This is a genomic window from Micromonospora sp. LHW51205 (assembly GCF_003315815.1).
Lineage (GTDB): Bacteria > Actinomycetota > Actinomycetes > Mycobacteriales > Micromonosporaceae > Micromonospora > Micromonospora chalcea.
The window spans coordinates 71,171-95,164 of record NZ_QMEZ01000007.1; the positions used below are offsets into that span (position 1 = coordinate 71,171).

The window sequence follows — 23,994 nt, forward strand, 5'->3', positions numbered from 1 at the left end:
GCCCGGAGGTTCGCCGCCAGCGGGATCGACAGGTTCGCCGAGCCGACCCGCTAGCGTCCCGGCCCGGAAGGGGTGCCGGTCCCCGACGACACACTGGCCTGGCTGCTGTGCCGGGTGGTGGACCGGGTCGTCGTCGGGGACCACGCCGTCGTGCTGGCCGAGCCGGAGCTGCTGCGGCACGCCGAGGTCGGGTCGCCGCTGCTCTACCACCGGGGCCGGTACGCGGGCCTGGCCGACACGACCGACCCCGGCGACCGCCGCTGCGCCGCCTGACCGACCGTCGCTATCGTGGCCGCGTGATCACCTGCGTCGTGCACTACACGATCAACCCCGCACAGATCGAGGCGTTCGAGCGCTTCGCCCGCACCTGGATGCGGCTGGTGGCACGGCACGGCGGCGTGCACCACGGCTACTTCCTGCCCGCCGAGGGCGCCAGCGACCGGGCCGAGGCGCTGTTCAGCTTTGAGAGCCTGGCGGCGTACGAGCAGTATCGTGCCCGGTTCGGAGTGGACCCCGAGTTCGTCGCCGCCGACCGGATCCGCGACGAGTCGGGCTGCGTCCTGCGGTACGAGCGCACGTTCATGCGCCCCCTCCTGCCCACCGACTGACACCCCGGCCGGCCCGGCTACCGAGGCGGGTTCGGGCCCTCCGCTGCTGCGGCGTAGCGGCGGGCCAGGCGGGCGAACGCCTCCCGCAACTCGGGCGGCCCGACCACCTCGATGTCGGCGTCGTAGCGGCCGAGCAGGGCGGCCAGCCCGGCCCACGACCAGCCGCCCTGGGTCAGACGGCAGCGATCGGGCCCCAGCTCCTCGACGATGCCGTCGCGGGTCCACGCGGAGACCGTCCGGGCGGGCAGGTCGAGGATCACCTCGCCCCGGCAGGGCCAGTCACCCGGCCCGGTGGCGCCCTTGAACCGGCCGGCGATGTACGCCGCGACGTCCCCGCCGGGCAGCTCGCGGGGCGTGAACCGGGGGCCGGTGGGCGTACGCGGGCTGATCCGGTCGACCCGGAACGTGCGCCAGTCGTCGCGGTCCAGGTCCCAGGCCACGAGATACCAGCGCCCGCCCCAGGTGACCAGGTGGTGGGGCTGCGCGCGGCGCGGCGGCGCGTCGGGAGCGGACGCCGACACCGAGTCGTAGTCGAAGCGCAGCTCCTCCCGGGCGTGCACGGCGGCGCTGAGTGTCATCAGCAGTCCCGGCTCCACGCGGGCCGCGGCGGGCGTGCCGGCCCGTTCCACGGCGATCACCCGCAGCGCGTCGACCCGGTGGCGCAGCCGGGGCGGCATCACCTGCCGGACCGTGGTCAGCGCCCGCGCGGCGGCCTCCTCGATGCCGGTCACGCCGGTGGCGGCGGTCTGCAACGCCACGGTCAGCGCGACCGCCTGCTCGTCGTCGAAGAGCAGCGGCGGCAGCGCCGAGCCGGCGCCGAGACGGTAGCCGCCCTCCGGGCCCTTGGTGCTCTCGATCGGATAGCCCAGCTCGCGGAGCCGGTCGACGTCGCGGCGCACGGTACGCGCGCTGACCCGTAACCGTTCGGCGAGCAGCGCGCCCGGCCAGTCCCGGCGGGCCTGAAGCAGGGACAGCAGGGAGAGCAGTCGCGCGGAAGTCGTCGGCACGACACGCATTCTGCCCGCAGAAGAGGACACATCCTGACCGCTATGCCTGCGAGTGTGGGCCCGTACCCGATCAGGACCGGAAGGAACCGATGACGATGACCGGCACCACCACGACCCCCACCACCCTCGACGCCGAGCGGACCGACCTGCTGGCCGAGCTCGCCGAGGCCCGGAACATGCTGACCAACACGGTGCGCGGCCTGACCGACGAGCAGGCCGGGCAGAAGCCGACGGTCAGCGCGCTCTGCCTGGGCGGCCTGATCAAGCACGTCGCGTCCACCGAGGAGGCGTGGTTGCGGTTCGTGGTCGAGGGCCCGTCGGCGATGTCCTTCGCCATGCCGGAGGGTGTCACCTGGGAGGACTTCATGTCCGGGCAGGCCCGCGAGCTGCCGCAGTGGGCGATCGAGCGGGGGCGGGACTTCCAGATGCTGCCCGGGGACACGCTGCCGGCCATCCTGGACCGCTACGCCCGCATCGCCGCCCGTACCGAGGAGATCGTCGCCGGCGTCGAGGACCTGTCGGCGACCTGGCCGGTGCCGGACGCGCCGTGGAACGAGCCCGGCTCGGTCCGCAGCATCCGGCGGGTGCTGATCCACGTCATCGCCGAGACCACCCAGCACGCCGGGCACGCGGACATCCTGCGCGAGACCATCGACGGGCAGACCACCACCTGAGCCGGCCGGGGCGCCGGCGCCGCGGGGCGCCGGTGCCGGCCCGGCCGTCAGCCGGTCGCCGCCCGGCCCATCCGGGTCACCGCCTCGGTGAGCACGGCGGGGGAGGTGGCGAAGTTGAGTCGGACGAATCCGGCGCCGCCGGCGCCGAAGACGTGCCCGGAGCTGAGCGCCACCCGGGCCCGGTCGAGGAACATCCGCGCCGGCCCGTCCAGATCGCTGGCCACCCCCGGGCCGTCGCCCGCCTCCGTGGGCACGCCGAGGGCGCGGCAGTCCAGCCAGGCCAGGTACGTGCCCTCCGGCGGCCGCCACGACACCGCCGGCAGGTGCTCGGCCAGCAGCGACCCGAGCAGTGCCCGGTTCGCGTCCAGGCCGTCGAGCAGCCGGTCCAGCCACGGCCCGCCGGCCCGGAACGCGGCGGTGTGCGCGAGCACGCCGAAGTGGCTCGGGCCGTGGCTCACCTCCTCCGGCATCCGGGCCAGGTCGTCGGCGGCTTCCGGCCCGGCGACGGCGAGCGCCGCCTTGAGCCCGGCGAGGTTCCACGCCTTCGAGGCCGACAGCAGCGCGAACGCGTTCTGGGCGCCGGGCACCGTCAGGTACGGGGTGAACCGCGCACCGGGGAGCGCCAGCGGCGAGTGGATCTCGTCGGAGACCACCCGGACGCCGTGCCGGGCGGCCAGCTCCGCGACGGTGGCCAGCTCGTCGGGCCGGTGCACCACGCCGGTCGGGTTGTGCGGGTTGCAGAGCAGGAACGCCGGCCGCTCGCCGATCGCACGAGCGCGCCGGAACGCCTCCTCCAGCGCGGCCGGGTCGAGCCGCAGGTCCACGCCGAGCGGCGCCTCGAGCACCTGCCGGTCGGAGTGCGTGACGAACGCGTAGAACGGCGGGTAGACCGGGGGAGTGACCACCACCGCGTCGCCCGGCCCGGTGACCAGGCGCAGCACCTCGACCGTGCCCATCATGACGTCGGGCACCAGCGTGGTCCGGCCGACCGGGAAGTCGGCCCAGCCCCACCGCTGCGCGGCGAACCCGCCGACCGCCTCGGCGTACCCGGTGCCGTACGCGTAGCCGGTGTCGCCCAGGTCGACCGCCCGGCGCAGAGCCTCGGCCACCGGCGGCGCCAGCGGCACGTCCTGCTCGGCGACCCACAGCGGCAGCACGTCGGGCGGGTACAGCCGCCACTTCACGCTGGTGCGTGCCCGGAGCTGGTCGAGTGTGAGCTGGGTGAGCGGGTTGCCGTCGTCGGCGGAAACGACCATGCGGCTCACCCTAGGCGCGTCCTACCATCGCCCGATGGCCCACCCGGCGTACCCGCTGCGCACGACCCGGCTGCTGCTGCGCCCGGTGACGCTCGACGACCTCGACGACGTGCACGCCTGGCAGCGCCGCCCGGACGTGGTCCGCTGGATGGCGGGCGCCGCCCCGCGTACCCGGGCGGAGTCCCTGGCGTCGGTGACCGCGATGGCCGGCGAGGACGCGCTGCGCGCGGAGGGCGACTGCCTGACGCTCGCCGTGGTGCGCGACGGGCGAATGATCGGCGCGGTCGAGCTGGTGTGGCGCAGCGCCGCGGACCGCACCGCCGAGCTGGGGTACGTGTTCCACCCCGACCACGGCGGCCGGGGGCTGGCCACGGAGGCGGCCGGGGCGCTGCTGGACTGGGGTTTCGGCGAGTTCGGGCTGCACCGGGTGGTGGCCCGCTGCCACGCGGACAACGAGCCGTCGGCGCGCCTGATGGCCCGGCTCGGGATGCGGCGGGAGGCGCGGCACGTGCGCAGCTACCGGTTCCGGGGCGGGTGGGCCGGCCAGCTCGTCCACGCGATCCTGGCCGACGAGTGGCGTGGCCGCTGAGCGGCCGGATCAGGAGACGGTGACGGGATCGCCGACGCGGATCTCGCCGGTGGTCACCGGTACCAGCCGGATGCCGAACCAGGTCTTGCCGTCGTGGCGCCGGTGCCGGGCCAGCGTGCGGATGGGTTCCTTCCCGCTGGCGAGGGTCTGCGGGTCGATGAGCGTCACCGAACAGCGGTCGCAGCGTTCGGAGACCCGGAAGTCGACGGCGCCGATGCGCACCCGTGTCCAGCCGTCCTCGGCGAACGGCTCGAACGGCCCGTCGAGCACCACAGTGGGCCGGAACCGGGCCATCGCCAGCGGCTCCGGGGCCGGTTCGCCGCGTTCCAGCGCGCCCTCGACGATCCAGTCCCGCAGCCGCCGCAGCGACGGCGCCGTGGCGACCAGCAGCGGTCCGGCGTCGGAGAGGTTCAGCGGGTCACCGGGCCGGCCGCCGTGCTCGGCCGACATCGGGCGGCGGCGCGGGTCGTCCAGCCAGGCCAGCCGCACCGGACGGCCCAGCCGCGCGGAGAGCCAGTCGTGGGCCTCGTCGGCGGCGAGCCGGACCGTGTCCAGCCGGGACACGTCCGTCGGGACGAGCGGCCCGTCCACCGGCTCGGCGACTGTCAGCGACGACCCGTCGCGGGCGGTGAGCGTGAGCGACCCGGGCCCGGGCGCGGCGGTCAGGCCGAGCAGCGCCGGCAGGGCGGTCGAGCCCACTTTGCCGCCGTCGGGGCGCAGCACCACCCAGCGGCGGTCGTGACGCAACCCCCACGGCTCGACCACGGCCCGGTCGACGTCGACGCCGCCGAGGGACTTGACCGGATACAGGTGGGCCGAGACCAGACGCGTCATCGCCGCTCAGCCGATCTTCGGGGTGGCGCGGTCGATGATCGCAGACAGGTCCAGTCCGCCGGGTAGCGTCCCGTACGCCTGGCCGTGGTCGCCGCCGAGCCGGGACGCGCAGAACGCGTCGGCGACCGCGGGGTGGCCGTGGCGTACCAGCAGCGCGCCCTGCAGCACCAGCGCCAGCCGCTCCACCACGCGCCGGGCGCGCAGCTCCAGGTCGGTGTGGTCGGCCAGCTCGTCGCGCACCCGGCGCACCGCGGCGTCCAGTCGCGCGTCCGCGCCGGCCGCGGCGGCCACCTCCGCCTCGTACGCGGCGAGGACCTGCGGTTCCCGGGTGAGCGCGCGCAGCACGTCCAGCGCGGCGACGTTGCCGGAGCCCTCCCAGATCGAGTTCAGCGGCGACTCGCGGAACAGCCGCGGCATGCCGGACTCCTCCACGTAGCCGTTGCCGCCCAGGCACTCCAGCGCCTCGGCGGCGTGCCCCGGCCAGCGTTTGCACACCCAGTACTTGCCGACTGCGAGGGCGAGGCGCTTGAACGCGGTCTCGCCGTCGTCGCCGCGCGCCGACCGGTCCGTCGCGCCGGCCAGCCGGACCATCAGCACGGTGGCGGCCTCGGACTCCACCGCCAGGTCGGCCAGCACGTTGCGCATCAGCGGCTGGTCGACCAGGTAGCTGCCGAACGCCCGCCGGTGGGTGGCGTGGTGCACCGCGGTGGTCACGCCGTGACGCATCCCGGCCGCCGCGCCGATCACGCAGTCGAGCCGGGTCAGGTTGACCATGTCGATGATGGTGCGCACGCCCCGGCCCTCGTCGCCGACGCGCCACGCCACCGCGTGCTCGTACTCGACCTCGGCGGAGGCGTTGGAGCGGTTGCCGAGCTTGTCCTTGAGCCGCATCAGCCGCATCGGGTTGCGGGCGCCGTCGGGCAGCACGCGGGGGACCAGGAAGCAGGTGAGGCCGCCGGGCGCCTGGGCGAGCGTGAGGAACAGGTCGCACATGGGCGCGGAGGTGAACCACTTGTGCCCGACGAGCCGGTAGCTGCCGTCCGGCTCGGGCCGGGCCGTGGTGGTGTTGGCGCGTACGTCCGAGCCGCCCTGCTTCTCGGTCATCGACATGCCGGCGAGCAGGCCGCGCTTGGTCTGCGGCGGGCGCAGCCCGAAGTCGTAATCGCGGGTGGTGAGCAGCGGCTCGTAGCGGTCGGCCAGCTCCGGGCTGTGCCGCAGCGCGGGCACCGCCGCGTAGGTCATCGAGACGGGGCAGCCGTGCCCGGCGTCGGGCCGCCACAGGTAGAAGCCGGCCGCGCGGGCCACGTGCGCGCCCGGCCGGTCGTCGGCCCACGGCGCGGCGTGCAGGCCGTGCCCGACGGCGGTACGCATCAGCTCGTGCCAGGACGGGTGGAACTCCACCTCGTCGATCCGGTTGCCGTACCGGTCGTGGGTGCGCAGCACCGGCGGGTGCTCGTTGGCGAGCCGCCCGTGTTCGGCCGCCTCCTCACCACCGGCGAGACGGCCCAGCTCGTGCAGGCCGGGCAGCGCCCATTCGGCGCCCTCCCGGGTCACGCCGTCGCGCAGTGCCGGGTCGTCGGCGGTGTCGTGGCCGACCATCGGGGGGACCTGGTTGACGACCTCGTGTGTGGTCACGGCGGCAACTCCCAGCGCGGTGGCGGATCGGGTCGGGGCCCGGATTGAACCACCGTTCACTCCGCACCGGCAACACCGATCGACCAGTCATTTTGGCTGGATTCGTTTGACATCATCCGGCTCGGAGACAAGACTCGCCGAAACTTTCTTTTGTCCGGGAAGTGGCAAGGGGGGCCTGTGTCCAGGAACAAGCTCGGCGCGTTCGGCGCCGCACTCATCCTCACCGTCGGCGTCCTGTCCGGATGCACCGGCGGCGAGGCGGTCGACGTCGGCGGCGGGGGGAACGCCGGCGGCGAAGGCGGAATCCTCAACGCCGCGATCGGCGGCGAACCCGACCAGCTCGACCCGCACAAGACCTCGGCCTACTACAGCTTCCAGGTGCTGGAGAACGTCTACGACACGCTCGTCGAGCCGGACGCCGACCTGAAGATGGTGCCGTCGCTGGCGACCAAGTGGACCACCAGCGACGACCAGCTGACCTGGACGTTCACGTTGCGCGAGGGCGTGAAGTTCTCCGACGGGTCGCCGCTGACCTCCGAGGACGTCGTCTACTCCTTCGAGCGGATCATCAAGGAGAAGCTGAACAACGCGTACAAGTTCGCCACCGTCAAGTCGGTCACCGGGCCCGACCCGGCGACGGTGGTGGTGACGCTCAGCGCGCCCACGCCGAACCTGCTCGCCAACCTCGGTGGGTTCAAGGGCGTCGCGATCGTGGAGAAGTCCAACGTGGAGTCCGGCAAGGTGAAGACCGCGCCGGTGGGCAGCGGCCCGTTCACGGTGGCCGGCTACACCTCCGGCGACAGCATCAAGCTGGTGCGCAACGACGCCTACTGGGGTGAGAAGCCGAAGCTCGACGGCGTCACGTTCACCTTCGTCAAGGACCCCACCGTGGCGCTGCAGAACCTGCGCAGCGGCCAGGTGCAGTGGACCGACAACCTGCCGCCGCAGCAGGTCAAGTCGCTGCAGGACGGCGACGACCCGGTGGTGAAGTCGGCGGCCTCCACCGACTACTGGTACGTGGCGCTCAACGAGGCCCGCAAGCCGTTCGACAACCCCGAGGTGCGGCGCGCCATCGGGTACGCCCTGGACCGGGAGGCGATCACCAAGGCGGCGAAGTTCGGCCTGGCCACCGTCAACCAGACCGCCATCCCGAAGGACAGCGCGTTCTACTACGACTACGCGCCCTACAGCCACGACCCGGGCAAGGCCAAGCAGATGCTCGGCCAGGCGGGCGTGAGCAACCTGACCATGGACCTGATGGTCACCAGCGAGTACCCGGAGACGGTCAGCGCCGCCCAGGTCATCGCCGCCCAGCTCAAGGACGTCGGCATCACCGTGAAGATCCGTACGCTGGACTTCGCCCAGTGGCTCGACGAGCAGGCCAAGGGCAACTTCGACGGGTTCATGCTGGGCTGGCTCGGCAACATCGACCCGGACGAGTTCTACTACGCCCAGCACCACAGCGGCGGCACGTTCAACTTCCACAAGTACAAGAACCCGGCGGTGGACAAGCTGCTGGACGACGCGCGCACCCAGACCGACCAGGGCGCCCGCAAGCAGGCGTACGAGCAGGCGGCGAAGCAGATCGTCGACGACGCCAGCTACCTCTACCTCTACAACCCGGACGTGGTGCAGGGCTGGTCGAAGAAGGTCTCCGGCTACGAGGTGCGCACCGACCGGGCGATCCGGTTCCGGTCGGTCGCCCTGGCCAAGTGATGGCCCGCTTCGTCCTGCGGCGGGCACTCCAGTCGGCGGTCGTGCTGATCGGCGTGACCCTTGTGGTGTTCCTGCTGCTGCAACTCGTGCCGGGCGACCCGGTCCGGGTGGCGCTCGGCACCCGGTTCGACCAGGAGACGTATGACGCGTTGCGGGAACGGGCCGGCCTCGACCAGCCGCTGCCGGTGCAGTACGCCAGCTACCTCGGGCACGCGCTCACCGGTGACCTGGGGGTCAGCTTCCGCACCGGCCAGCCGGTGAGCCAGATCGTGCTGGAACGGCTGCCCGCCACGCTGTCCCTGGCCGTCACCGCGGTGCTGTTCGCGCTGCTGGTGGCGTTCCCGCTGGGCATCGTCGCGGCGGTACGCAGCGGCTCCGCCGTGGACCACGCCGCCCGCGTGTTCAGCCAGTTCGGCGTCTCGGTGCCGGACTTCTGGATGGGCATCATGGGCATCCTGCTGTTCGCCGGGGTGCTCGGCTGGCTGCCACCGTCGGGTTACGTGGCGCTGACCGAGGACCCCGGCCGGTGGGCCACCCACGTGGCGCTGCCGGCGGTCACCGTCGGCCTGGTCACCGCCTCCATCCTCACCCGGTTCATCCGCTCCTCGGTGCTGGAGGTGCTCTCCGCCGACTACGTGCGCACCGCCGAGGCGAAAGGGCTGCGCAACCGGGTGGTGATCGTGCGGCACGTGCTGCGCAACGCGCTGATCCCGGTGGTGACTGTGGTCGCCGTGCAACTGGCGAGCCTGCTCGGCGGCGTCATCGTCATCGAGGTGCTGTTCGCCTGGCCGGGCATCGGCCGGCTCACCTTCGACGCCGTGCAGGCTCGCGACTATCCCGTCCTGCAGGGCGCGGTGCTGCTGGTGGCCGCCCTGTTCCTGCTGGTCAACCTGCTGGTGGACATCCTCTACGCCCGCCTCGACCCGAGGATCACGGTCAAGTGAGCGCCACGACCGAGAGCACCGGACGCCGTGTGCTGGACGCGCTGCGCCGCGACCCGCTCGCCGTCGGCGGCACCATCGTGCTCGTCCTGCTGGTCGTGGTGGGCGTGGCCGGCCCGTGGCTGGCCCCGGCCGGCGTCAACGACGTCGACGTGGACCAGATGCTGCGCCCGCCCAGCGGCGCGCACCCGTTCGGCACCGACGAGCTGGGCCGCGACGTGCTCAGCCGGGTGCTCGTCGCCGCCCGCGTGTCACTGCAGGTCGGCGCGGTCAGCGTCGGCATCGCGCTGGTCGCCGGGGTGACGCTCGGGCTGCTCGCCGGCTACTACCGGGGCTGGCTGGACAGCATCCTCATGCGCTGCATGGACGTGCTGTTCGCGTTCCCGGTGCTGCTGCTGGCGGTGGCCATCGTGGCGGTGCTCGGCCCCGGCCTGCTCACCGCCATGGTCGCCATCGGCGTGGTCTACACGCCCATCTTCGCCCGGATCACCCGCGCCGGCGTGCTGTCCGTACGCGAGCAGGTGTTCGTCCGGGCCGCCGTGTCCATCGGCGCGTCCGACCTGCGCATCATGCGCCGCCACGTGTTGCCGAACATCGCCGCGCCGCTGATCGTGCAGACGTCGCTGTCGCTGGCGTTCGCGATCCTCTCCGAGGCCGCGTTGTCCTTCCTCGGCCTCGGTATCCAGCCGCCCGCGCCGGCCTGGGGCCGGATGCTGTTCGACGGGCGCGGCTTCGTCACCGACGCCTGGTGGCTGGGCGTGTTCCCGGGCGCGGCGATCTTCCTCACCGTGTTGGCGTTCAACCTGGTCGGCGACGCGCTGCGGGACGTGCTCGACCCGCGCCAGCTCACCCTCGCCGAGGCCCGCCGGAGCACCCCATGAGCGAGCGCACCGAACGCATGCCGAGCCAGCGCCAGCGCCCCAGGACCGACTCGACGGTGCTGTCCGTGGACGACCTCACCGTCACGATCGGCACCCGCCGTGGCCCGGCCCGCGCCGTGGCCGGCGTGTCCTGGCAGGTACGGCAGGGGGAGACGTTCGCGCTGGTCGGCGAGTCCGGCAGCGGCAAGAGCATGACCCTGCTCGCGGCCACCGGCCTGGCCCCGCGCGCCGCGACGGTCACCGGCCGGGTGCGGCTGCTCGACCACGAGCTGACCGCGCTGCCCGACGACCGCCGCCGCAGGCTGCGCGGCCGGCACGTCGGGTTCGTCTTCCAGGACCCGATGACCTCGCTCAACCCGGTGCTGCCGGTGGGCCGGCAGGTCACCGAGGCGGCCGAGGAGCACCTCGGGCTGACCCGCCGCGCCGCCCGCGACCGGGCGGTGGAGCTGCTGGAGCTGGTCGGCATCCCGTCGGCCGCGCGGCGCGTCGACGCGTACCCGCACCAGTTCTCCGGCGGCATGCGCCAGCGCGTCGCCATCGCCATGGCGCTGGCGTGCGAGCCGGACCTGCTGATCGCCGACGAGCCGACCACCGCGCTGGACGTCACCACCCAGGCGCAGATCATCGAGCTGGTCGCCGACCTGCAGGCGCGGCTGGGCACCGCAGTCGTCTGGGTCACCCACGACCTGGGCGTGGTCGCCGGCATCGCCGACACCGTCGCGGTCATGTACGGGGGACGCATCGTCGAGCAGGGTCCGGTCGACGCGGTGTTCGACACGCCCACGCACCCGTACACCCGGGCGCTGCTGGCGGCCCGGCCCGACCCGTCCCGGCGCGGCGAGGACCTGGTGGCCATCCCCGGCGCGCCGCCGAGCCCGCTGGACCTGCCGGCCGGCTGCGCGTTCTGGCCGCGCTGCCCGGTTCGCGCGGACCCGCGCTGCGAGCACGAGCTGCCACCGCTGACGCCGGTCGGCGACGGGCACACCGTCCGCACCTTCTATCGTGGAGAGGCCGGATGAGCGACGACACCCCCGACGTGATCGCCGAGCTGGACGACCTCGCCGTGCACTTCCCGACCCCGGCCGGAACGGTCCGCGCCGTGGACGGCGTCACGCTCGCCGTACACCGGGGCGAGACGCTCGGGCTGGTCGGCGAGTCGGGCAGCGGCAAGTCCACCGCCGGGCTGGCGCTGCTGCGGCTGGTCGATCCGAGCGCCGGGCGGGTCCGGGTGGCGGGCGCGGACGTGACCCGCTGGTCCCGGCGCCGCCTGCGCGCGACGCGCCGCCACGTGGCGATGGTGTTCCAGGACCCGCAGGCGTCGCTGGACCCGCGCCGCACCGTCGGCGACAGCATCGCCGAACCTCTTGTCGTGCACCGGCTCGCCGCGTCCCGCACCGCCCGGCGGGAGCGGGTGGCCGAACTGCTGGACCTGGTCGGCCTGCGCGCCGACACGGCCGGCCGGCATCCGCACGAGCTGTCCGGCGGCCAGCGCCAGCGCGTCGGCGTGGCCCGGGCGCTGGCCGGCGAGCCGGATCTGATCGTCCTGGACGAGCCGATCGCCTCGCTGGACCTGAGCGTCCAGGCGCAGATCATGAACCTGCTGCGGCGCCTGCAACGCGACCTCGGGCTGACCTACCTGTTCATCGCGCACGACCTGGCCGCCGTGGAGCACATGAGCGACCGGATCGCGGTCATGTACCTGGGCCGCATCGTGGAGACCGGCCCACCGGAGCGGATCTACCGACGCCCGGCGCACCCCTACACGGCGGCGCTGCTGTCGGCGGTGCCGGTGGCCGATCCCCGGGTCGAGCGGCAGCGCCGCCGCATCGTGCTCACCGGCGACATCCCCAGCCCGGTGGACCCGCCGAGCGGCTGCCGCTTCCGTACCCGATGCCCCCAGGCCCGCCCCGCGTGCGCCGAGACCGATCCGGCGCTGGCCGAGGTGGGTCCGGGCCACGAGGCCGCGTGCCTGTTCCCGCTAGACGGCGAGCGCGACGGCAGCCCGGGGGAGGAGGGCGGCGCGACGGACCGCGCCGACGTCGCCGGCACGGCGTAGGCTCACCGCCGATGACGTTCACCACCCGGCCGACGTTGCGCGGCACGTTCGGCATGGTCTCGTCCACGCACTGGCTGGCCAGCCAGTCCGCGATGGGCGTGCTGGAGCGCGGCGGCAACGCGTTCGACGCCGCCGTCGCGGCCGGGTTCGTGCTGCACGTCGTGGAGCCGCACCTCAACGGCCCGGCCGGCGAGGTGCCGGCGATCCTCGCCACCGCCGCCGACCCGGCGCCGCGGGTGCTGTGCGGCCAAGGTCCGGCCCCGGCCGCCGCCACCGTCGCGCACTTCCGGTCGCTGGGCCTGGACCTCGTGCCCGGCGCCGGCCCGCTCGCCGCCGTGGTGCCCGGCGCTGTCGACGCGTGGCTGCTGTTGCTGCGCGACCACGGCACCCGCACGCTCGCCGAGGTGCTGGAACCGGCGATCGGCTACGCCGCCGCCGGTCACCCGCTGGTCGGCGCCGCCGGGCAGACAGTCGCGCGGGTCCGGTCGCTGTTCACCGACCACTGGCCGACCTCCGCGCGGCTCTGGCTGCGCGACGGCCGCCCACCCGCGCCGGGGGAGATGATCACCAACCCGGCGTACGCGGACACGCTGCGCCGCCTCGTCCACGCCGGACGGGCCGCCGGTGCGGACCGGGAGGCGCAGATCGAGGCGGCCCGGCGCGCCTGGCGGGAGGGTTTCGTCGCCGAGGCGATCGACGCGTTCAGCCGGCTGCCGTTCCGCGACTCCAGCGGGCGCGCCCACGCCGGGCTGGTCACCGGCGACGACCTGGCCGGGTTCTCGGCCACCTGGGAGGCGCCGGTCACGCTGGACTGGCGCGGGCACACGATCGCCAAGACCGGCTTCTGGGGGCAGGGCCCGGTGCTGCTGCAGACCCTGGCCGTCCTGGACGCGCTCGACGACCCGGCGGTCTACGATCCGTCCAGCTTGGACGGCATCCACGCGCAGGCCGAGGCGCTGAAGCTCGCGTTCGCCGACCGGGAGGCGTGGTACGGCGACACCGACGTGCCGGGCTCCGCGCTGCTGTCGGCCGGCTACGCCCGTTCGCGGGCCGCGCTGATCGGCTCCCGAGCCGACACGACGCTGCGCCCCGGCAGCCCGGCAGGCGAGCCGCCCCGGCTGCCGTCGCACCTGCACACCCACGCCGCCGGCCGGGCCGTCCCGCAGGACCCGAGCACCGGCGAACCCACGGTACGCGCCGACGGCGTGACCCGCGGCGACACCTGCCACGTCGACGTGGTGGACCGGTGGGGCAACATCATCTCCGCCACGCCCAGCGGCGGCTGGCTGCAGAGTTCACCCACCATTCCGGAGCTGGGTTTCCCGCTGGGCAGCCGGTTGCAGATGTGCTGGCTGGAGGAGGGGCTCGCCTCGACGCTGCGGCCGGGGCGGCGTCCGCGTACCACGCTCAGCCCGACGCTCGTGCTGCGCGACGGCGAGCCGGTGATGGCCTGCGGGACGCCCGGTGGCGACCAGCAGGACCAGTGGCAGCTGCTGTTCCTGCTGCGGCACCTGGCCGGCGGGCAGGACCTGCAGGAGGCGATCGACGCCCCCACGTGGCACACCACCAGCTTCCCGGCGTCGTTCTACCCGCGCGGCGTCGAGCCCGGCGTGCTGGTGCTGGAGGACCGGATCGACGCGGAGGTGCTGGCCGGCCTGCGCGCGAGGGGCCACACCGTCCGCCTGTCCGACCCGTGGAGCCTGGGCCGCATGTGCGCGGTCACTCGCGACCCGCGCACCGGAGTCCTGTCCGCGGCGGCGAACCCCCGAGGCGCCCAGGGCTACGCCACCGGCCGCTGACCCCCTTTCCCGCTGATCTTGCACTTGCGGCCCCGGCGCACCGGTCATCACGGGCACCCGCGGGGCAGCAAGTGCAAGATCAACGGGGTGGAGGGCGGGGCAGCAGGGGTCAGTCGTTGATCCGGGTTATGTTGCGGATCTTGTTGGCGGCGTCCAGGGCGGCCACCTTGTACGCCTCGGCGAGGGTCGGGTAGTTGAACACCGCGTCCAGCAGGTAGTCGACGGTGCCGCCGCAGCCCATCACCGCCTGCCCGATGTGGACGATCTCGGTGGCGCCGGTGCCGAACACGTGCACCCCGAGCAGCCGCCCGTCCTCCGGTGAGACGAGCAGTTTCAGCATCCCGTACGAGTCGCCGACGATCTGCCCCCGGGCCAGTTCCCGGTAGCGGGCGATGCCCACCTCGAACGGAGTGGACGCCTCGGTCAGCTCCTCCTCGGTCTTCCCGACGAAGCTGATCTCCGGGATGGTGTAGATGCCGATCGGCTGCAGGTCGGACATGCCGCGGGCCGGTTCGCCGCAGGCGTGCTGGGCGGCCAGCCGGCCCTGCTCCATCGACGTGGACGCCAGCGCGGGGAAGCCGATCACGTCGCCGACAGCGTAGATGTTGTCGACGGCGGTGCGGTAGTTCGCGTCGACCGCGATCCGGCCGCGATGGTCGGCGGTGAGCCCGGCCGCGTCCAGCGCGAGGTCGTCGGTCTGTCCCTGCCGCCCGGCCGAGTACATCACCGTGTCCGCGACGATCTTCTTGCCGCTGCGCAGGACGCAGAGCGCTGCGGTGCGGTGCTTCTCGACGGCGGCCACCTCCTCGCCGAAGCGGAAGGTCACCGACAGGTCCCGCAGGTGGTACTTCAGCGACTCGACGATCTCCTCGTCGCAGAAGTCGAGCATCCGCGGGCGGCGCTCGACCACCGTCACCTTGGTGCCGAGCGCGGCGAACAGCGAGGCGTACTCCATCCCGATCACCCCGGCGCCGACCACGACCATGCTGCGCGGGACGGCCTGCAGGTTGATCACGCCGTCGGAGTCGACGATGGTCCGGTCGTCGAAGTCGACGCTGTCCGGTCGGGCCGGGCGGGTGCCGGCGGCGACGACCGCCTTGTCGAAGCTGATCCGGGTCTCCCGACCGGAGCCGGCGTCCACCCAGACGGAGTGGGCGTCGGCGAACCGGCCGGTGCCGGTGATCAGCGCGACCTTGTTGCGGGCCAGCTGGTCGCGGATCACGTCGGTCTGCCGGGTGATCACGTGCTGGGTGCGGGCGGCCAGGTCCGCGACGGTGATGTCCTCCTTGACCCGGTAGCTGCTGCCGTAGAGGTCGCGCTGGCTCAGCCCGGTCAGGTAGAGCACGGCCTCGCGCAGCGTCTTCGAGGGCACGGTGCCGGTGTTGATGCACACGCCGCCCAGCATGTCGCGGCGATCGACGATGGCGACGCGGCGGCCCAGCTTGGCCGCGGCGATCGCCGCCTTCTGTCCACTCGGTCCGGAGCCCAGCACCAGCAGGTCGTAGTCATACACGAGCGCCAGCCTCGCAGGGTCTCGCAACCCGCGCCAGCGGCAGGGCTCCGCGCCGGGGGTGGAACGCGGAGCCCTGCCGGGTCAGCGGCCCTGCAGGGAGCGGACGTTGTCGCCGAACGTCCAGCCCTTCGACCCGTCCCAGTTCACCGACCAGGTCATCAGGCCCTTCAGCCGGCCCTGGTAGGTGTTCCACGCCTGCGCCACCAGCGCCGGGCTCATGTACCCGCCGCCGGCGCCGACCTGCGCGGGCAGCCCGGGGACCTGCCGGTCCAGCGGTACGCGGATGGTGGTGCCCTGGATGACCAGGCCGGCGTCGAGGCAGTTGGTCTGCGCGACGAAACCGGCGACGGTGCCGGCCGGGTACGAGTCACCGGCGCAGCCGTACATCGAGCCGTTGTAGTACTGCATGTTGAGCCACCAGAGCCGCCCGTTGTCGGCGTACTTCTTGATGACCGGCAGGTACGCGCCCCAGATCGAGCCGTAGGTGACGCTGCCGCCGGTGACGTACGCGGTCTCCGGCGCCATGGTGAGCCCGAACCCGGCGGGCATCTGGGCCAGCACCCCGTCGATGATCCGGATCAGGTTGGCCTGCGAGGGGGAGAGCTGGTTGATGTTCCCGCTGCCGGTGAGGCCGGTCTCGATGTCGATGTCGATGCCGTCGAAGTTGTGCCGCTTGAGGATCGGTACGACGGTGGCGACGAACCGGTCGGCGACGGCGCTGGAGCTGAGGTCGATGCCGGCGGTGGCGCCGCCGATGGACAGCAGCACGGTGAGTCCGGCGGCCTTGGCCTGGCACACCTGGGCGGGGGTGGGCACCTTGACGCCGGCGTCCATGCCGTCCTCCCAGAGCACGGTGCCGTCGGCGCGGATGACCGGGAACGCGGCGGTCACCACGTTGTAGCCGTGGCCGGTGATCCGGGAGTCGGTGATCGGGATCCAGCCGAGGCCGGGGTGTACGCCGTTGGCGGCGCCGTCCCAGTTCTCCCAGTAGCCCTGCAGCACCTTGCCGGTCGGCCGGGACCGCAGCGCGCAGGTGTCCCCGCCCGGGGTGGTCGGGCTGGACGACACCGTGGGCGTGGGGGTAGGCGTCCGGGTCGGGGAAGGGGAGGTGGAGGCGGACGGGGAAGGCGACGGCGGGCGGGTGGTGGGGCTCGGCGACGGCGTGCCGCCGGTGCAGGCGCCGAGGTCGGTCCAGAGCGCCGGTACGGCGGCCGGGTTCCAGCCCGCGCCGGCCGGCGGGGTGTGCGTGACGAGCGCCTGGTACAGCCGGCCGGCGTAGGTGGCCCGGCTGCCGGCGGTCCAGGTGACGCCCTCGGCCCAGGCCGGCGCGTCACACGCGACGAGCGCGCCGACGGCGCCGGTCGTGGTGGCGGCGGTGGCGGGCAGGGCGGCGGTGGCGGCGAGCAGCGCGACGCCACCGAGCAGTGCGGTCATCCCGCGTCCGAGTCGCATTGACATACCTCCTCATCGATGCGCCGGAGGTTATCAGTTAACTTTGTTAAGTGTAAATGCGCAGTACGCTGTCACCGCTTGGTTCACGGCGTGAACGCAGACGAACGCAGGTCGCCGTGGGCGGCCGGGAAGGGACGGCGGCGACGTGGACGCCAGACGCACCACGGTGCGCGACATGCGCCGGGCCAACCGGTCGGTGCTGCTGACCCGGATCTGGCTGGACGGCCCGCTCAGCCGGCACGAGCTGGGCCAGTCCACCGCGCTCAGCCTGGCCAGCGTCAGCAACCTGGTCGGCGAGATGATCAACGAGGGCCTGGTCGAGGAGGCCGGCTCGGTCGAGTCCGACGGCGGCCGTCCCCGCGTGCTGCTGCGCGTCGCCCCCGGCTACGGCTACCTGGTCGGCGCCGACGTCGGCGAAACCCGCGTCCAGGTCGAGCTGTTCGACCTGAGCATGACCGCGCTGGCCAAGGCCGAGTACCCGATCGCCGCGACCGGGCCCGACCCCGAGCGGGTCGCCGCCCACCTGCGGCACGGCCTCGCCGCGGTGACCGAACAGGCGGGCGTCGACCCGGCCGCGGTGCTCGGCTTCGGCGTCGCCGTCGCCGGCACGGTCGAGCGCACCGCCGACGCCGTGGTGCACGCCCAGACACTCGGCTGGGACGGCGTCCCGCTCGGCGCGATGCTGCGCGCCGACGTGCCGGTGCACGTGGACAACGGCGCGAAGACGCTCGGCCAGGCCGAGATGTGGTTCGGCGCCGGCCGCGGCGTCCGGCACGCGGTGGTCGCCCTGGTCGGCTCCGGCGTCGGCGCGAGCGTGGTCGCCGACGGCGTCGGCTACCGCGGCGCGCACAGCAGCGCCGGGGAGTGGGGCCACACCACCATCGTGTACGGGGGCCGCCGCTGCCGCTGCGGCAACCTCGGCTGCCTGGAGGCGTACGTCGGCGCGGAGGCGGTGCTGGACCGGTTCCGCCAGGCCAACCGGGGCCGCCCGGCGCCGGGCGCGGACGAGGAGACCGCCTTCGGTGAGCTGCTGCGCTCCACCAGCGGCACCGCCGCGAAGGTGATCGACGAGACGGTCGGCTACCTGGGCGCCGGGGTGGCGAACCTGGTGAACCTGTTCAACCCGGAGCGGGTGGTGCTCGGCGGCTGGGCCGGGCTGGCCCTGGGCGAGCGGCACCTGCCCGCGATCCGTGCGGCCACCGCGCGGCACGCGCTGCGCCAGCCGTACGCGCAGACCTCGATCGAGCTGTGCCGGCTCGGACCGGACGCGGTCGCGATGGGCGCGGCCACCCTGCCGATGACCCGGCTGCTGCGCGACGGCGGCGTGCCCCGCGACCCGGCCGCCCGCCCCTCCCCGGCGTGGGGGCCGGCCCGCCGTCACTGACCGGCCCGGCCCCCACACCGCGCGCCGTCAGCGCCGGCCGCGTACCCGCCGCACGGTGTCCCGGTACCACAGCGCGCTGCGCTTGGGGATGCGGCGCTGCGTGTCGTAGTCGACCCGGACGATGCCGAACCGCTTGTCGTAGCCGTACGCCCACTCGAAGTTGTCCAGCAGCGACCAGGCGAAGTAGCCGCGCACGTCGGCCCCGGCCGCCCGGGCCCGGGCCACCGCCCGCAGGTGCTCGGCGAGGTAGCCGACCCGGTCGTCGTCGGCGACGAACCCGTCTGCGTCCGGCTCGTCGTCGAACGCCGCGCCGTTCTCGGTGATCACCATGGGCGTGCCCGGGTAGTCGCGGTGCAGCCGCACCAGCAGGTCGGTGAAGGACTCCGGCACGATCTCCCAGTCCATCGCGGTACGCGGCAGGTCACGCCGGACCACCCGGCGTACCGGCTTGCCGTCGTCGTCGCGGTCGCGGCCCTGCTCGTCCACGCCGGAGTGCAGCTGCCCGAAGTAGAAGTTCACGCCGAGCACGTCGATCGGGGTGGCGATGACGTCCAGGTCGCCGTCCTCCACCGGAATCCGCACGCCCTCGGCGGCCAGGTCGGCGATCACGTCCTGCGGGTACTCCCCGCGCAGCACCGGGTCGAGGTAGAGCCGGTTGCCCAGCCCGTCGGCGGCCCGCGCCGCGTCCCGGTCGGCGGCGCTGTCGGTCGCCGGGTCGGCGGTGGCCAGGTTCAGCGTGAGGCCCAGCTCGATCGGCGCCGAGGCCGCCTCGCGCAGCCGCCGCGTCGCCAGCCCGTGCCCGAGCAGCAGGTGGTGCGCCGCGGCGATGCCGTCACCCAGGTTCCGCCGGCCGGGGGCATGGTCGCCGTAGGCGTACCCGAGCATCGCCGAGCACCAGGGCTCGTTGAGCGTGGTCCAGGTGCGGACCCGGTCGCCGAGCGCGGCGAAGACCAGCTCGGCGTAGTCGGCGAACCGGTACGCGGTGTCCCGGTTCGGCCAGCCGCCCGCGTCCTCCAGCTCCTGCGGCAGGTCCCAGTGGTACAGCGTCACCCACGGCTCGACGTCGCGGCCGAGCAGCTCGTCCACCAGCCGGTCGTAGAAGGCCAGCCCGGCCACGTTCGCCGGGCCGCGTCCGCCCGGCTGCACCCGCGGCCAGGCCACCGAGAACCGGTACGTGTCCAGCCCCAGGTCGGCGATGAGCGCGACGTCCTGCGGCATCCGGTGGTAGTGGTCGCAGGCCACGTCGCCGTGATCCCCGTTCGCCACCGCGCCCGGCACCCGGCAGAACGTGTCCCAGATGGACGGCGTGCGGCCGTCGGAGGCCACCGCGCCCTCGATCTGGTACGACGACGTCGCCACCCCCCACCGGAAGGTCGGCGGCAGCGTGTCGATCGGGTCCGCGCCGGCGACTGACGACGGGCGGGTGAGGTCGGTGTCCATGGCTCTCCTCGCGGGTAGCGGGTGGTGGTGTCGGGCGGGTCAGCGGGACAGGGGCGCGACGGCCGGGTGCAGCCGGCACGCGACGGCCCGCGCCGGGTCGTCGACGTACGGCGCGCCGAGCACCGGCACCTGCTCGTCGCACCCGTCGAACGCCTTCGGGCAGCGGGGGTGGAACGCGCAGCCGGACGGCATGGCGCGCAGGTCCGGCGGGGAGCCGGGGATGCCGGTCAGCTCCCGGCGCGGACCGTGCAGCGCCGGGAACGAGTGCAGCAACCCCTCGGTGTACGGGTGCAGCGGCTCGGCGTACAGCCGGGCGGCGGGCGCCTCCTCGACGATCCGGCCGCCGTACATGATCGCGATCCGGTCGGAGAACTCGACCAGCAGCGACAGGTCGTGGGTGATGAACAGGACCGCGAAGCCGAGGCGTTCGCGCAGTTCGGCGAGCTGGCCGAGGATCTGCCGCTGCATCACCACGTCCAGCGCGGTGGTCGGCTCGTCCATGATGACCACCTGCGGTTCCAGCGCCAGCGCCATGGCGATCATGACGCGTTGCCGCATACCGCCGGAGAGCTGGTGCGGATAGCTGTCCAGCCGGTCGGCGGAGATGCCGACCAGGCGCAGCAGCTCCTTCGCCCGGGCCAGCCGGCTCGCCGCCGTGCTCTTCGGCTCGTGCGCCCGGATCACGTCGAGCAGCTGGGTGGAGACCTTGTGCACCGGGTTCAGCGAGTTCATCGCGCCCTGGAACACGATCGACGTCTCCGCCCAGCGGAACTCGCGCAGCTTCGCCGGGCTGAGCGTGAGCACGTCGACCGGCGGGCCGTCGGCCGGGTGGTAGATCACCTGGCCGCCGCTGACCACGCCGGGCGGGGGCAGCAGCCGGGTCAGCCCGTACGCGAGCGTGGACTTGCCGCTGCCGCTCTCCCCGGCCAGCCCGAGCACCTCGCCGCGGTGCAGTGTCAGGTCGACGTCGCGGACCGCGCGCACCGCGTCCGCGCCGACGCCGTAGTCGACGCACAGCCCGCGGATCTGGAGCACCTGGTCGCTCATGAGGTCGCGTCCTCTCGGGTGGGGTCCGCCGGCCGCTGCATCGGGACCGGCGCCGTGTTCGGCGCGAGCACCGGGGTGAACCCGACGCGCATCGCGACGGTGCGCCCGTCGGCGGTCCGGATCCGGGTCCGGCCGCCGGTGCGCAGCCGGGGGCTGACGAACTCGTCGATGCCGAAGTTGATCAGCGCGAGCGCGGTGCCGAGCAGCGCGATGGCCAGCCCGGCCGGTACGAACCACCACCAGGCGCCCTGCGCGAGGGCCTGCTGTCCCTGCGCCCAGAACAGGATCGTGCCCCAGTTCCACGACGAGACCGACGAGACGCCGATGAACGCCAGGGTGATCTCCGACATGACCGCGAAGATGACGGTGCCGACGAAGCCGGAGGCGATGATCGCGGTCAGGTTGGGCAGGATCTCGAAGCCGATGATCCGCCAGGTCCGCTCGCCGGTGGCCCGCGCCGCCTCGACGTAGTCGCGGCGGCGTAACGACAGCGTCTGGGCGCGCAACACCCGTGCGCCCCAGGCCCACGACGTGAGGCCGATGATGAGCGCCACGAGCGTGTCGCTGGCCTGGTCGACCAGGGACGTGACGATGATGATCAGCGGCAGCGCCGGGATGACCAGGAACACGTTCGACACCGCCGACAGGCCCTCGTCGGCCGCGCCGCCCAGGTAACCGGCTGTCACGCCGATCAGGATGGACAGGATCGTGGCGAGCACGCCGGCGGTCAGGCCCACCACCATCACGCTGCGCGCGCCGACCAGAATCTGGCTGAAGATGTCCTGCCCGAGGTGGGTGGTGCCGAACCAGTGCCGGGCCGAGGGTGCCTGGAGCACGTCGGCGCTGCGCGCGTCCGGGTCGTACGGCGCGATCCACGGTCCGATCACCGCCAGGAGCACGTACACCCCGAGGACGGCCAGGCCGGTCGCGGCCTTGCCGTTGGCGACGAAGCGGAACCGGCGGCGGCGGGCCCGGGCCGAGGGCTGCGCCATCGCGCCCTGGCCGGGGATGACCTGCTCGATGCTGGACGGGGAGAGTGTCATCGCTCAGCTCTTTCGGGTCCGCGGGTCGAGGAGCAGGTACGCCACGTCGGCGAGCAGGTTCGCCACCAGCACCGAGATCGTGATGATCAGGAAGATGCCCTGCATGAGCGGGTAGTCCTTCGACCCGACGGCCTGGAAGAGCTGGAACCCCAGACCCGGGTACGAGAAGACGATCTCCACGAGCAGCGTGCCGCCGACGATGAAACCGAGCGACAACGCGAACCCGGACACGTTCGGCAGCAGCGCGTTGCGGGCGGCGTAGCTGAGCGCCACCCGGCGCTCGGAGAGCCCCTTGGCGTGCGCGACGGTGATGTAGTCCTCGCTGGCGACAGTCACCATCATGTTGCGCATGCTGAGGATCCAGCCGCTCATCGACGACACCAGGATGGTCGCCGCGGGCAGGATGCTGTGCTGGATCGCGCTCGGGATGAAGTACGCGTCGAACGCCGGCACCAGGCCCGGCTCGTAGCCGCCGGAGGACGGGAAGAAGCTGCCCGGCCCGGCGAACAACGCGATCGCGACCAGGCCCAGCCAGAAGTACGGGATCGAGGACAGGAACGTGGTGGCCGGCAGCAGTCCGTCGATCCAGGAGCCGCGCCGCCAGCCCGCGCCGACGCCGAGCGCGGTGCCGAGCAGGAAGCTGACGATCGTGGTGACGCCGACCAGGCCCACCGTCCACGGCAGGCTGCTGCCGATCACCTCCGACACCGGCGCGGGGAAGAACGTGAACGACAGTCCCAGGTCGCCCCGCAGCAGCTGTCCCCAGTAGGCGACGTACTGCTCCCACAGCGAGCGGTTGGAGTCCAGCCCGAACAGCACCCGCAGCGACGCGATCGCGTCGGCGCTGATCCGGCCCTGGTTGCGGGAGATCAGTGACTGGACCGGGTCGCCCGGCACCATACGCGGGATGAAGAAGTTCAGCGTGATCGCCGCCCAGGCGGTGAACAGGTAGAAGGCCACCCGTTGCAGCAGGAACCTCACCGGGCCGTCTCCGTTCCGGCCTGCTCCGCGTTCTCCGCCTTCTGCGTCGTGACGGTCTCGGCGTCGAACAGCCAGCACGCGGCCCAGTGCCCGGGCGCGTCGTCGACCGGTATCGGCGGCGGCAGGTCGGTGGCGCAGCGCGGCATGGCCGCCGGGCAGCGCGGGTGGAACCGGCAGCCGGCCGGCGGGCGGATCAGGCTCGGCGGCTCGCCGTGGCCCCGCTCGCCCGCCGCCGCGCCGTCGCCGCCCGCGCCGGTGATCCGTTCCGGGTCCGGCGCCGATTCGATCAGCAACCGGGTGTACGGGTGCGCCGGCCGCTGGGTGACCGTCTCGCTGTCGCCGCCCTCGACCATCCGCCCGGCGTACATGACGATCGTCTCGTCGGCGAAGTAGCGGGCCGAGGCGATGTCGTGGGTGATGTAGAGGATCGCCAGGTCGAGCCGGTCCTTGAGGTCCTGCAGCAGGTTGAGCACGCCCAGGCGGATCGACACGTCGAGCATCGACACCGGCTCGTCGGCGAGCAGCACCTCCGGGTCGGCGCCGAGCGCCCGCGCGATCGCGACGCGCTGGCGCTGCCCGCCGGACAGCTCGTGCGGGAACGCGTCGAGGTAGCGCTCCGGCGGGGTCAGGCTGACCCGGGTCAGCAGGTCGGCCAGCGCCTTGTCCAGCCCGTCCGGCCCGGTCCCGGCGTTGCCGTGGATGCGCAGCGACCGGGTCAGGTGGTAGCGGACCGTGTGCACCGGGTTCAGCGAGGCGAACGGGTCCTGCAGGATCAACTGCACCCGCCGCACGTACGCCCGGAACCGGCGTCCGCCGCGTACCCGGGTCGAGCGGCCGTGCAGCCGGATGTCGCCGCCGGTGCGCGGGTAGAGCTGGGCCAGCAGCCGGGCGACTGTGGACTTGCCGGAGCCGGACTCGCCGACCAGCGCGGTCACCCGGCCACGGCGCAACTCGATCGATACGTCGTCGACGGCGTGCACCACCGCCGGGGTCCGGGAGAGAAGGTCACGCAGCCGCCGGCGGACGGGGAAGTGCTTGGTCAGGCCGACGGCCTCCAGCACCACCTCGTCGGCCGGCGCCGGTGCGCTCTCGGTCAACGTCATGCCGAATTCCTGTCTGGGGTTGCCGGTAGCGAGGG

21 protein-coding genes and 1 pseudogene are annotated in these 23,994 nt (G+C 73.4%); 11 read left to right on the forward strand and 11 right to left on the reverse strand.

Going from position 1 to position 23,994, the window contains the following annotated elements; all coding sequences use genetic code 11:
• Positions 1–69: 69 nt before the first annotated feature.
• Positions 70–273, forward strand: a pseudogene (locus DQE82_RS31195) (flavin reductase family protein); the annotation flags it as partial.
• A gap of 23 nt (positions 274–296) precedes the next feature.
• Entirely contained in the window at positions 297–608 is a 312-nt protein-coding gene (locus tag DQE82_RS23810) for an NIPSNAP family protein (protein WP_113974039.1), read from the forward strand.
• Positions 609–625: 17 nt separating this feature from the next.
• Here the strand turns inward: DQE82_RS23810 and DQE82_RS23815 are convergent, their stop codons facing one another.
• Complete coding sequence (locus tag DQE82_RS23815; protein ID WP_069089710.1) at positions 626–1,624, reverse strand: YafY family protein; 999 nt, start codon at positions 1,622–1,624, stop codon at positions 626–628.
• Positions 1,625–1,710: 86 nt separating this feature from the next.
• Here DQE82_RS23815 and DQE82_RS23820 point away from each other — a divergent pair, with 86 nt between their 5' ends.
• The gene (locus tag DQE82_RS23820) at positions 1,711–2,289 is read left to right on the forward strand and encodes a DinB family protein (protein WP_113974230.1); all 579 of its coding nucleotides are present in this window, start codon (positions 1,711–1,713) and stop codon (positions 2,287–2,289) included.
• A gap of 47 nt (positions 2,290–2,336) precedes the next feature.
• On the opposite strand, the gene DQE82_RS23825 is transcribed toward DQE82_RS23820, so the two are convergent.
• Positions 2,337–3,545, reverse strand: coding sequence for a MalY/PatB family protein (locus DQE82_RS23825; RefSeq protein ID WP_113974232.1), 1,209 nt, complete (start codon positions 3,543–3,545; stop codon positions 2,337–2,339).
• A gap of 34 nt (positions 3,546–3,579) precedes the next feature.
• Here DQE82_RS23825 and DQE82_RS23830 point away from each other — a divergent pair, with 34 nt between their 5' ends.
• Positions 3,580–4,134, forward strand: coding sequence for a GNAT family N-acetyltransferase (locus DQE82_RS23830; RefSeq protein ID WP_113974228.1), 555 nt, complete (start codon positions 3,580–3,582; stop codon positions 4,132–4,134).
• 9 nt (positions 4,135–4,143) lie between these two features.
• On the opposite strand, the gene DQE82_RS23835 is transcribed toward DQE82_RS23830, so the two are convergent.
• On the reverse strand, positions 4,144–4,968 hold the full coding sequence (locus DQE82_RS23835) for an MOSC domain-containing protein (protein WP_113974041.1): 825 nt from the start codon (positions 4,966–4,968) through the stop codon (positions 4,144–4,146).
• A 6-nt stretch (positions 4,969–4,974) separates the two neighbouring features.
• Positions 4,975–6,603 (reverse strand): acyl-CoA dehydrogenase family protein, encoded by a 1,629-nt coding sequence (locus DQE82_RS23840; RefSeq protein WP_113974043.1) that lies wholly within the window; start codon positions 6,601–6,603, stop codon positions 4,975–4,977.
• A gap of 177 nt (positions 6,604–6,780) precedes the next feature.
• Here DQE82_RS23840 and DQE82_RS23845 point away from each other — a divergent pair, with 177 nt between their 5' ends.
• The 6 genes from DQE82_RS23845 to DQE82_RS23870 are packed head-to-tail and all read left to right on the forward strand — an operon-like array spanning position 6,781 to position 13,996.
• Positions 6,781–8,319: an ABC transporter substrate-binding protein gene (locus tag DQE82_RS23845; protein ID WP_043324168.1), complete on the forward strand. Its 1,539-nt coding sequence runs from the start codon at positions 6,781–6,783 to the stop codon at positions 8,317–8,319.
• Positions 8,319–9,263 carry an ABC transporter permease gene (locus tag DQE82_RS23850; protein ID WP_030502381.1) on the forward strand — a complete coding sequence of 315 codons (945 nt, stop codon included), beginning with the start codon at positions 8,319–8,321 and terminating at the stop codon, positions 9,261–9,263. The genes DQE82_RS23845 and DQE82_RS23850 overlap by 1 nt, the downstream gene beginning before the upstream one ends.
• Positions 9,260–10,141: an ABC transporter permease gene (locus DQE82_RS23855; RefSeq protein ID WP_043324166.1), complete on the forward strand. Its 882-nt coding sequence runs from the start codon at positions 9,260–9,262 to the stop codon at positions 10,139–10,141. Before DQE82_RS23850 ends, DQE82_RS23855 begins: the two co-directional genes overlap by 4 nt.
• Positions 10,138–11,160, forward strand: a complete 1,023-nt coding sequence (locus DQE82_RS23860; RefSeq protein ID WP_069089707.1) for an ABC transporter ATP-binding protein — start codon at positions 10,138–10,140, stop codon at positions 11,158–11,160. Before DQE82_RS23855 ends, DQE82_RS23860 begins: the two co-directional genes overlap by 4 nt.
• Complete coding sequence (locus DQE82_RS23865; protein ID WP_113974045.1) at positions 11,157–12,197, forward strand: ABC transporter ATP-binding protein; 1,041 nt, start codon at positions 11,157–11,159, stop codon at positions 12,195–12,197. The genes DQE82_RS23860 and DQE82_RS23865 overlap by 4 nt, the downstream gene beginning before the upstream one ends.
• An 11-nt stretch (positions 12,198–12,208) precedes the next feature.
• Positions 12,209–13,996, forward strand: coding sequence for a gamma-glutamyltransferase family protein (locus tag DQE82_RS23870; RefSeq protein ID WP_113974047.1), 1,788 nt, complete (start codon positions 12,209–12,211; stop codon positions 13,994–13,996).
• 109 nt (positions 13,997–14,105) lie between these two features.
• On the opposite strand, the gene sthA is transcribed toward DQE82_RS23870, so the two are convergent.
• Both sthA and DQE82_RS23880 read right to left on the reverse strand, forming a co-directional pair.
• A complete protein-coding gene (gene sthA, locus DQE82_RS23875) occupies positions 14,106–15,509 on the reverse strand; it encodes a Si-specific NAD(P)(+) transhydrogenase (protein WP_043324162.1) in 1,404 nt (467 codons plus the stop codon).
• A gap of 81 nt (positions 15,510–15,590) precedes the next feature.
• Positions 15,591–16,961 (reverse strand): glycosyl hydrolase family 18 protein, encoded by a 1,371-nt coding sequence (locus DQE82_RS23880; protein ID WP_113974049.1) that lies wholly within the window; start codon positions 16,959–16,961, stop codon positions 15,591–15,593.
• A 145-nt stretch (positions 16,962–17,106) separates the two neighbouring features.
• Here DQE82_RS23880 and DQE82_RS23885 point away from each other — a divergent pair, with 145 nt between their 5' ends.
• Entirely contained in the window at positions 17,107–18,345 is a 1,239-nt protein-coding gene (locus DQE82_RS23885; RefSeq protein ID WP_069089703.1) for an ROK family transcriptional regulator, read from the forward strand.
• Positions 18,346–18,372: 27 nt separating this feature from the next.
• On the opposite strand, the gene DQE82_RS23890 is transcribed toward DQE82_RS23885, so the two are convergent.
• The 5 genes from DQE82_RS23890 to DQE82_RS23910 are packed head-to-tail and all read right to left on the reverse strand — an operon-like array spanning position 18,373 to position 23,959.
• Positions 18,373–19,785, reverse strand: coding sequence for a GH1 family beta-glucosidase (locus tag DQE82_RS23890; RefSeq protein WP_113974051.1), 1,413 nt, complete (start codon positions 19,783–19,785; stop codon positions 18,373–18,375).
• Between the two features lie 39 nt (positions 19,786–19,824).
• On the reverse strand, positions 19,825–20,832 hold the full coding sequence (locus tag DQE82_RS23895; RefSeq protein ID WP_043324152.1) for an ABC transporter ATP-binding protein: 1,008 nt from the start codon (positions 20,830–20,832) through the stop codon (positions 19,825–19,827).
• Positions 20,829–21,875 carry an ABC transporter permease gene (locus DQE82_RS23900; protein WP_199496097.1) on the reverse strand — a complete coding sequence of 349 codons (1,047 nt, stop codon included), beginning with the start codon at positions 21,873–21,875 and terminating at the stop codon, positions 20,829–20,831. The genes DQE82_RS23895 and DQE82_RS23900 overlap by 4 nt, the downstream gene beginning before the upstream one ends.
• A gap of 3 nt (positions 21,876–21,878) precedes the next feature.
• Positions 21,879–22,856 (reverse strand): ABC transporter permease, encoded by a 978-nt coding sequence (locus DQE82_RS23905; protein WP_113974053.1) that lies wholly within the window; start codon positions 22,854–22,856, stop codon positions 21,879–21,881.
• The gene (locus DQE82_RS23910) at positions 22,853–23,959 is read right to left on the reverse strand and encodes an ABC transporter ATP-binding protein (RefSeq protein ID WP_113974055.1); all 1,107 of its coding nucleotides are present in this window, start codon (positions 23,957–23,959) and stop codon (positions 22,853–22,855) included. Before DQE82_RS23910 ends, DQE82_RS23905 begins: the two co-directional genes overlap by 4 nt.
• Positions 23,960–23,994: the final 35 nt, after the last annotated feature.

What these genes read in the sequence shown, in the direction of transcription:
- DQE82_RS23815 (WP_069089710.1), bottom strand. Translation starts at nt 1,624, where the DNA reads ATGCGTGTCGTGCCGACGACTTCCGCGCGACTGCTCTCCCTGCTGTCC.
- DQE82_RS23820 (WP_113974230.1), top strand. Translation starts at nt 1,711, where the DNA reads ATGACCGGCACCACCACGACCCCCACCACCCTCGACGCCGAGCGGACC.
- DQE82_RS23825 (WP_113974232.1), bottom strand. Translation starts at nt 3,545, where the DNA reads ATGGTCGTTTCCGCCGACGACGGCAACCCGCTCACCCAGCTCACACTC.
- DQE82_RS23830 (WP_113974228.1), top strand. Translation starts at nt 3,580, where the DNA reads ATGGCCCACCCGGCGTACCCGCTGCGCACGACCCGGCTGCTGCTGCGC.
- DQE82_RS23835 (WP_113974041.1), bottom strand. Translation starts at nt 4,968, where the DNA reads ATGACGCGTCTGGTCTCGGCCCACCTGTATCCGGTCAAGTCCCTCGGC.
- DQE82_RS23850 (WP_030502381.1), top strand. Translation starts at nt 8,319, where the DNA reads ATGGCCCGCTTCGTCCTGCGGCGGGCACTCCAGTCGGCGGTCGTGCTG.
- DQE82_RS23860 (WP_069089707.1), top strand. Translation starts at nt 10,138, where the DNA reads ATGAGCGAGCGCACCGAACGCATGCCGAGCCAGCGCCAGCGCCCCAGG.
- DQE82_RS23865 (WP_113974045.1), top strand. Translation starts at nt 11,157, where the DNA reads ATGAGCGACGACACCCCCGACGTGATCGCCGAGCTGGACGACCTCGCC.
- DQE82_RS23870 (WP_113974047.1), top strand. Translation starts at nt 12,209, where the DNA reads ATGACGTTCACCACCCGGCCGACGTTGCGCGGCACGTTCGGCATGGTC.
- DQE82_RS23880 (WP_113974049.1), bottom strand. Translation starts at nt 16,961, where the DNA reads ATGCGACTCGGACGCGGGATGACCGCACTGCTCGGTGGCGTCGCGCTG.
- DQE82_RS23890 (WP_113974051.1), bottom strand. Translation starts at nt 19,785, where the DNA reads ATGGACACCGACCTCACCCGCCCGTCGTCAGTCGCCGGCGCGGACCCG.
- DQE82_RS23895 (WP_043324152.1), bottom strand. Translation starts at nt 20,832, where the DNA reads ATGAGCGACCAGGTGCTCCAGATCCGCGGGCTGTGCGTCGACTACGGC.
- DQE82_RS23900 (WP_199496097.1), bottom strand. Translation starts at nt 21,875, where the DNA reads ATGACACTCTCCCCGTCCAGCATCGAGCAGGTCATCCCCGGCCAGGGC.
- DQE82_RS23910 (WP_113974055.1), bottom strand. Translation starts at nt 23,959, where the DNA reads ATGACGTTGACCGAGAGCGCACCGGCGCCGGCCGACGAGGTGGTGCTG.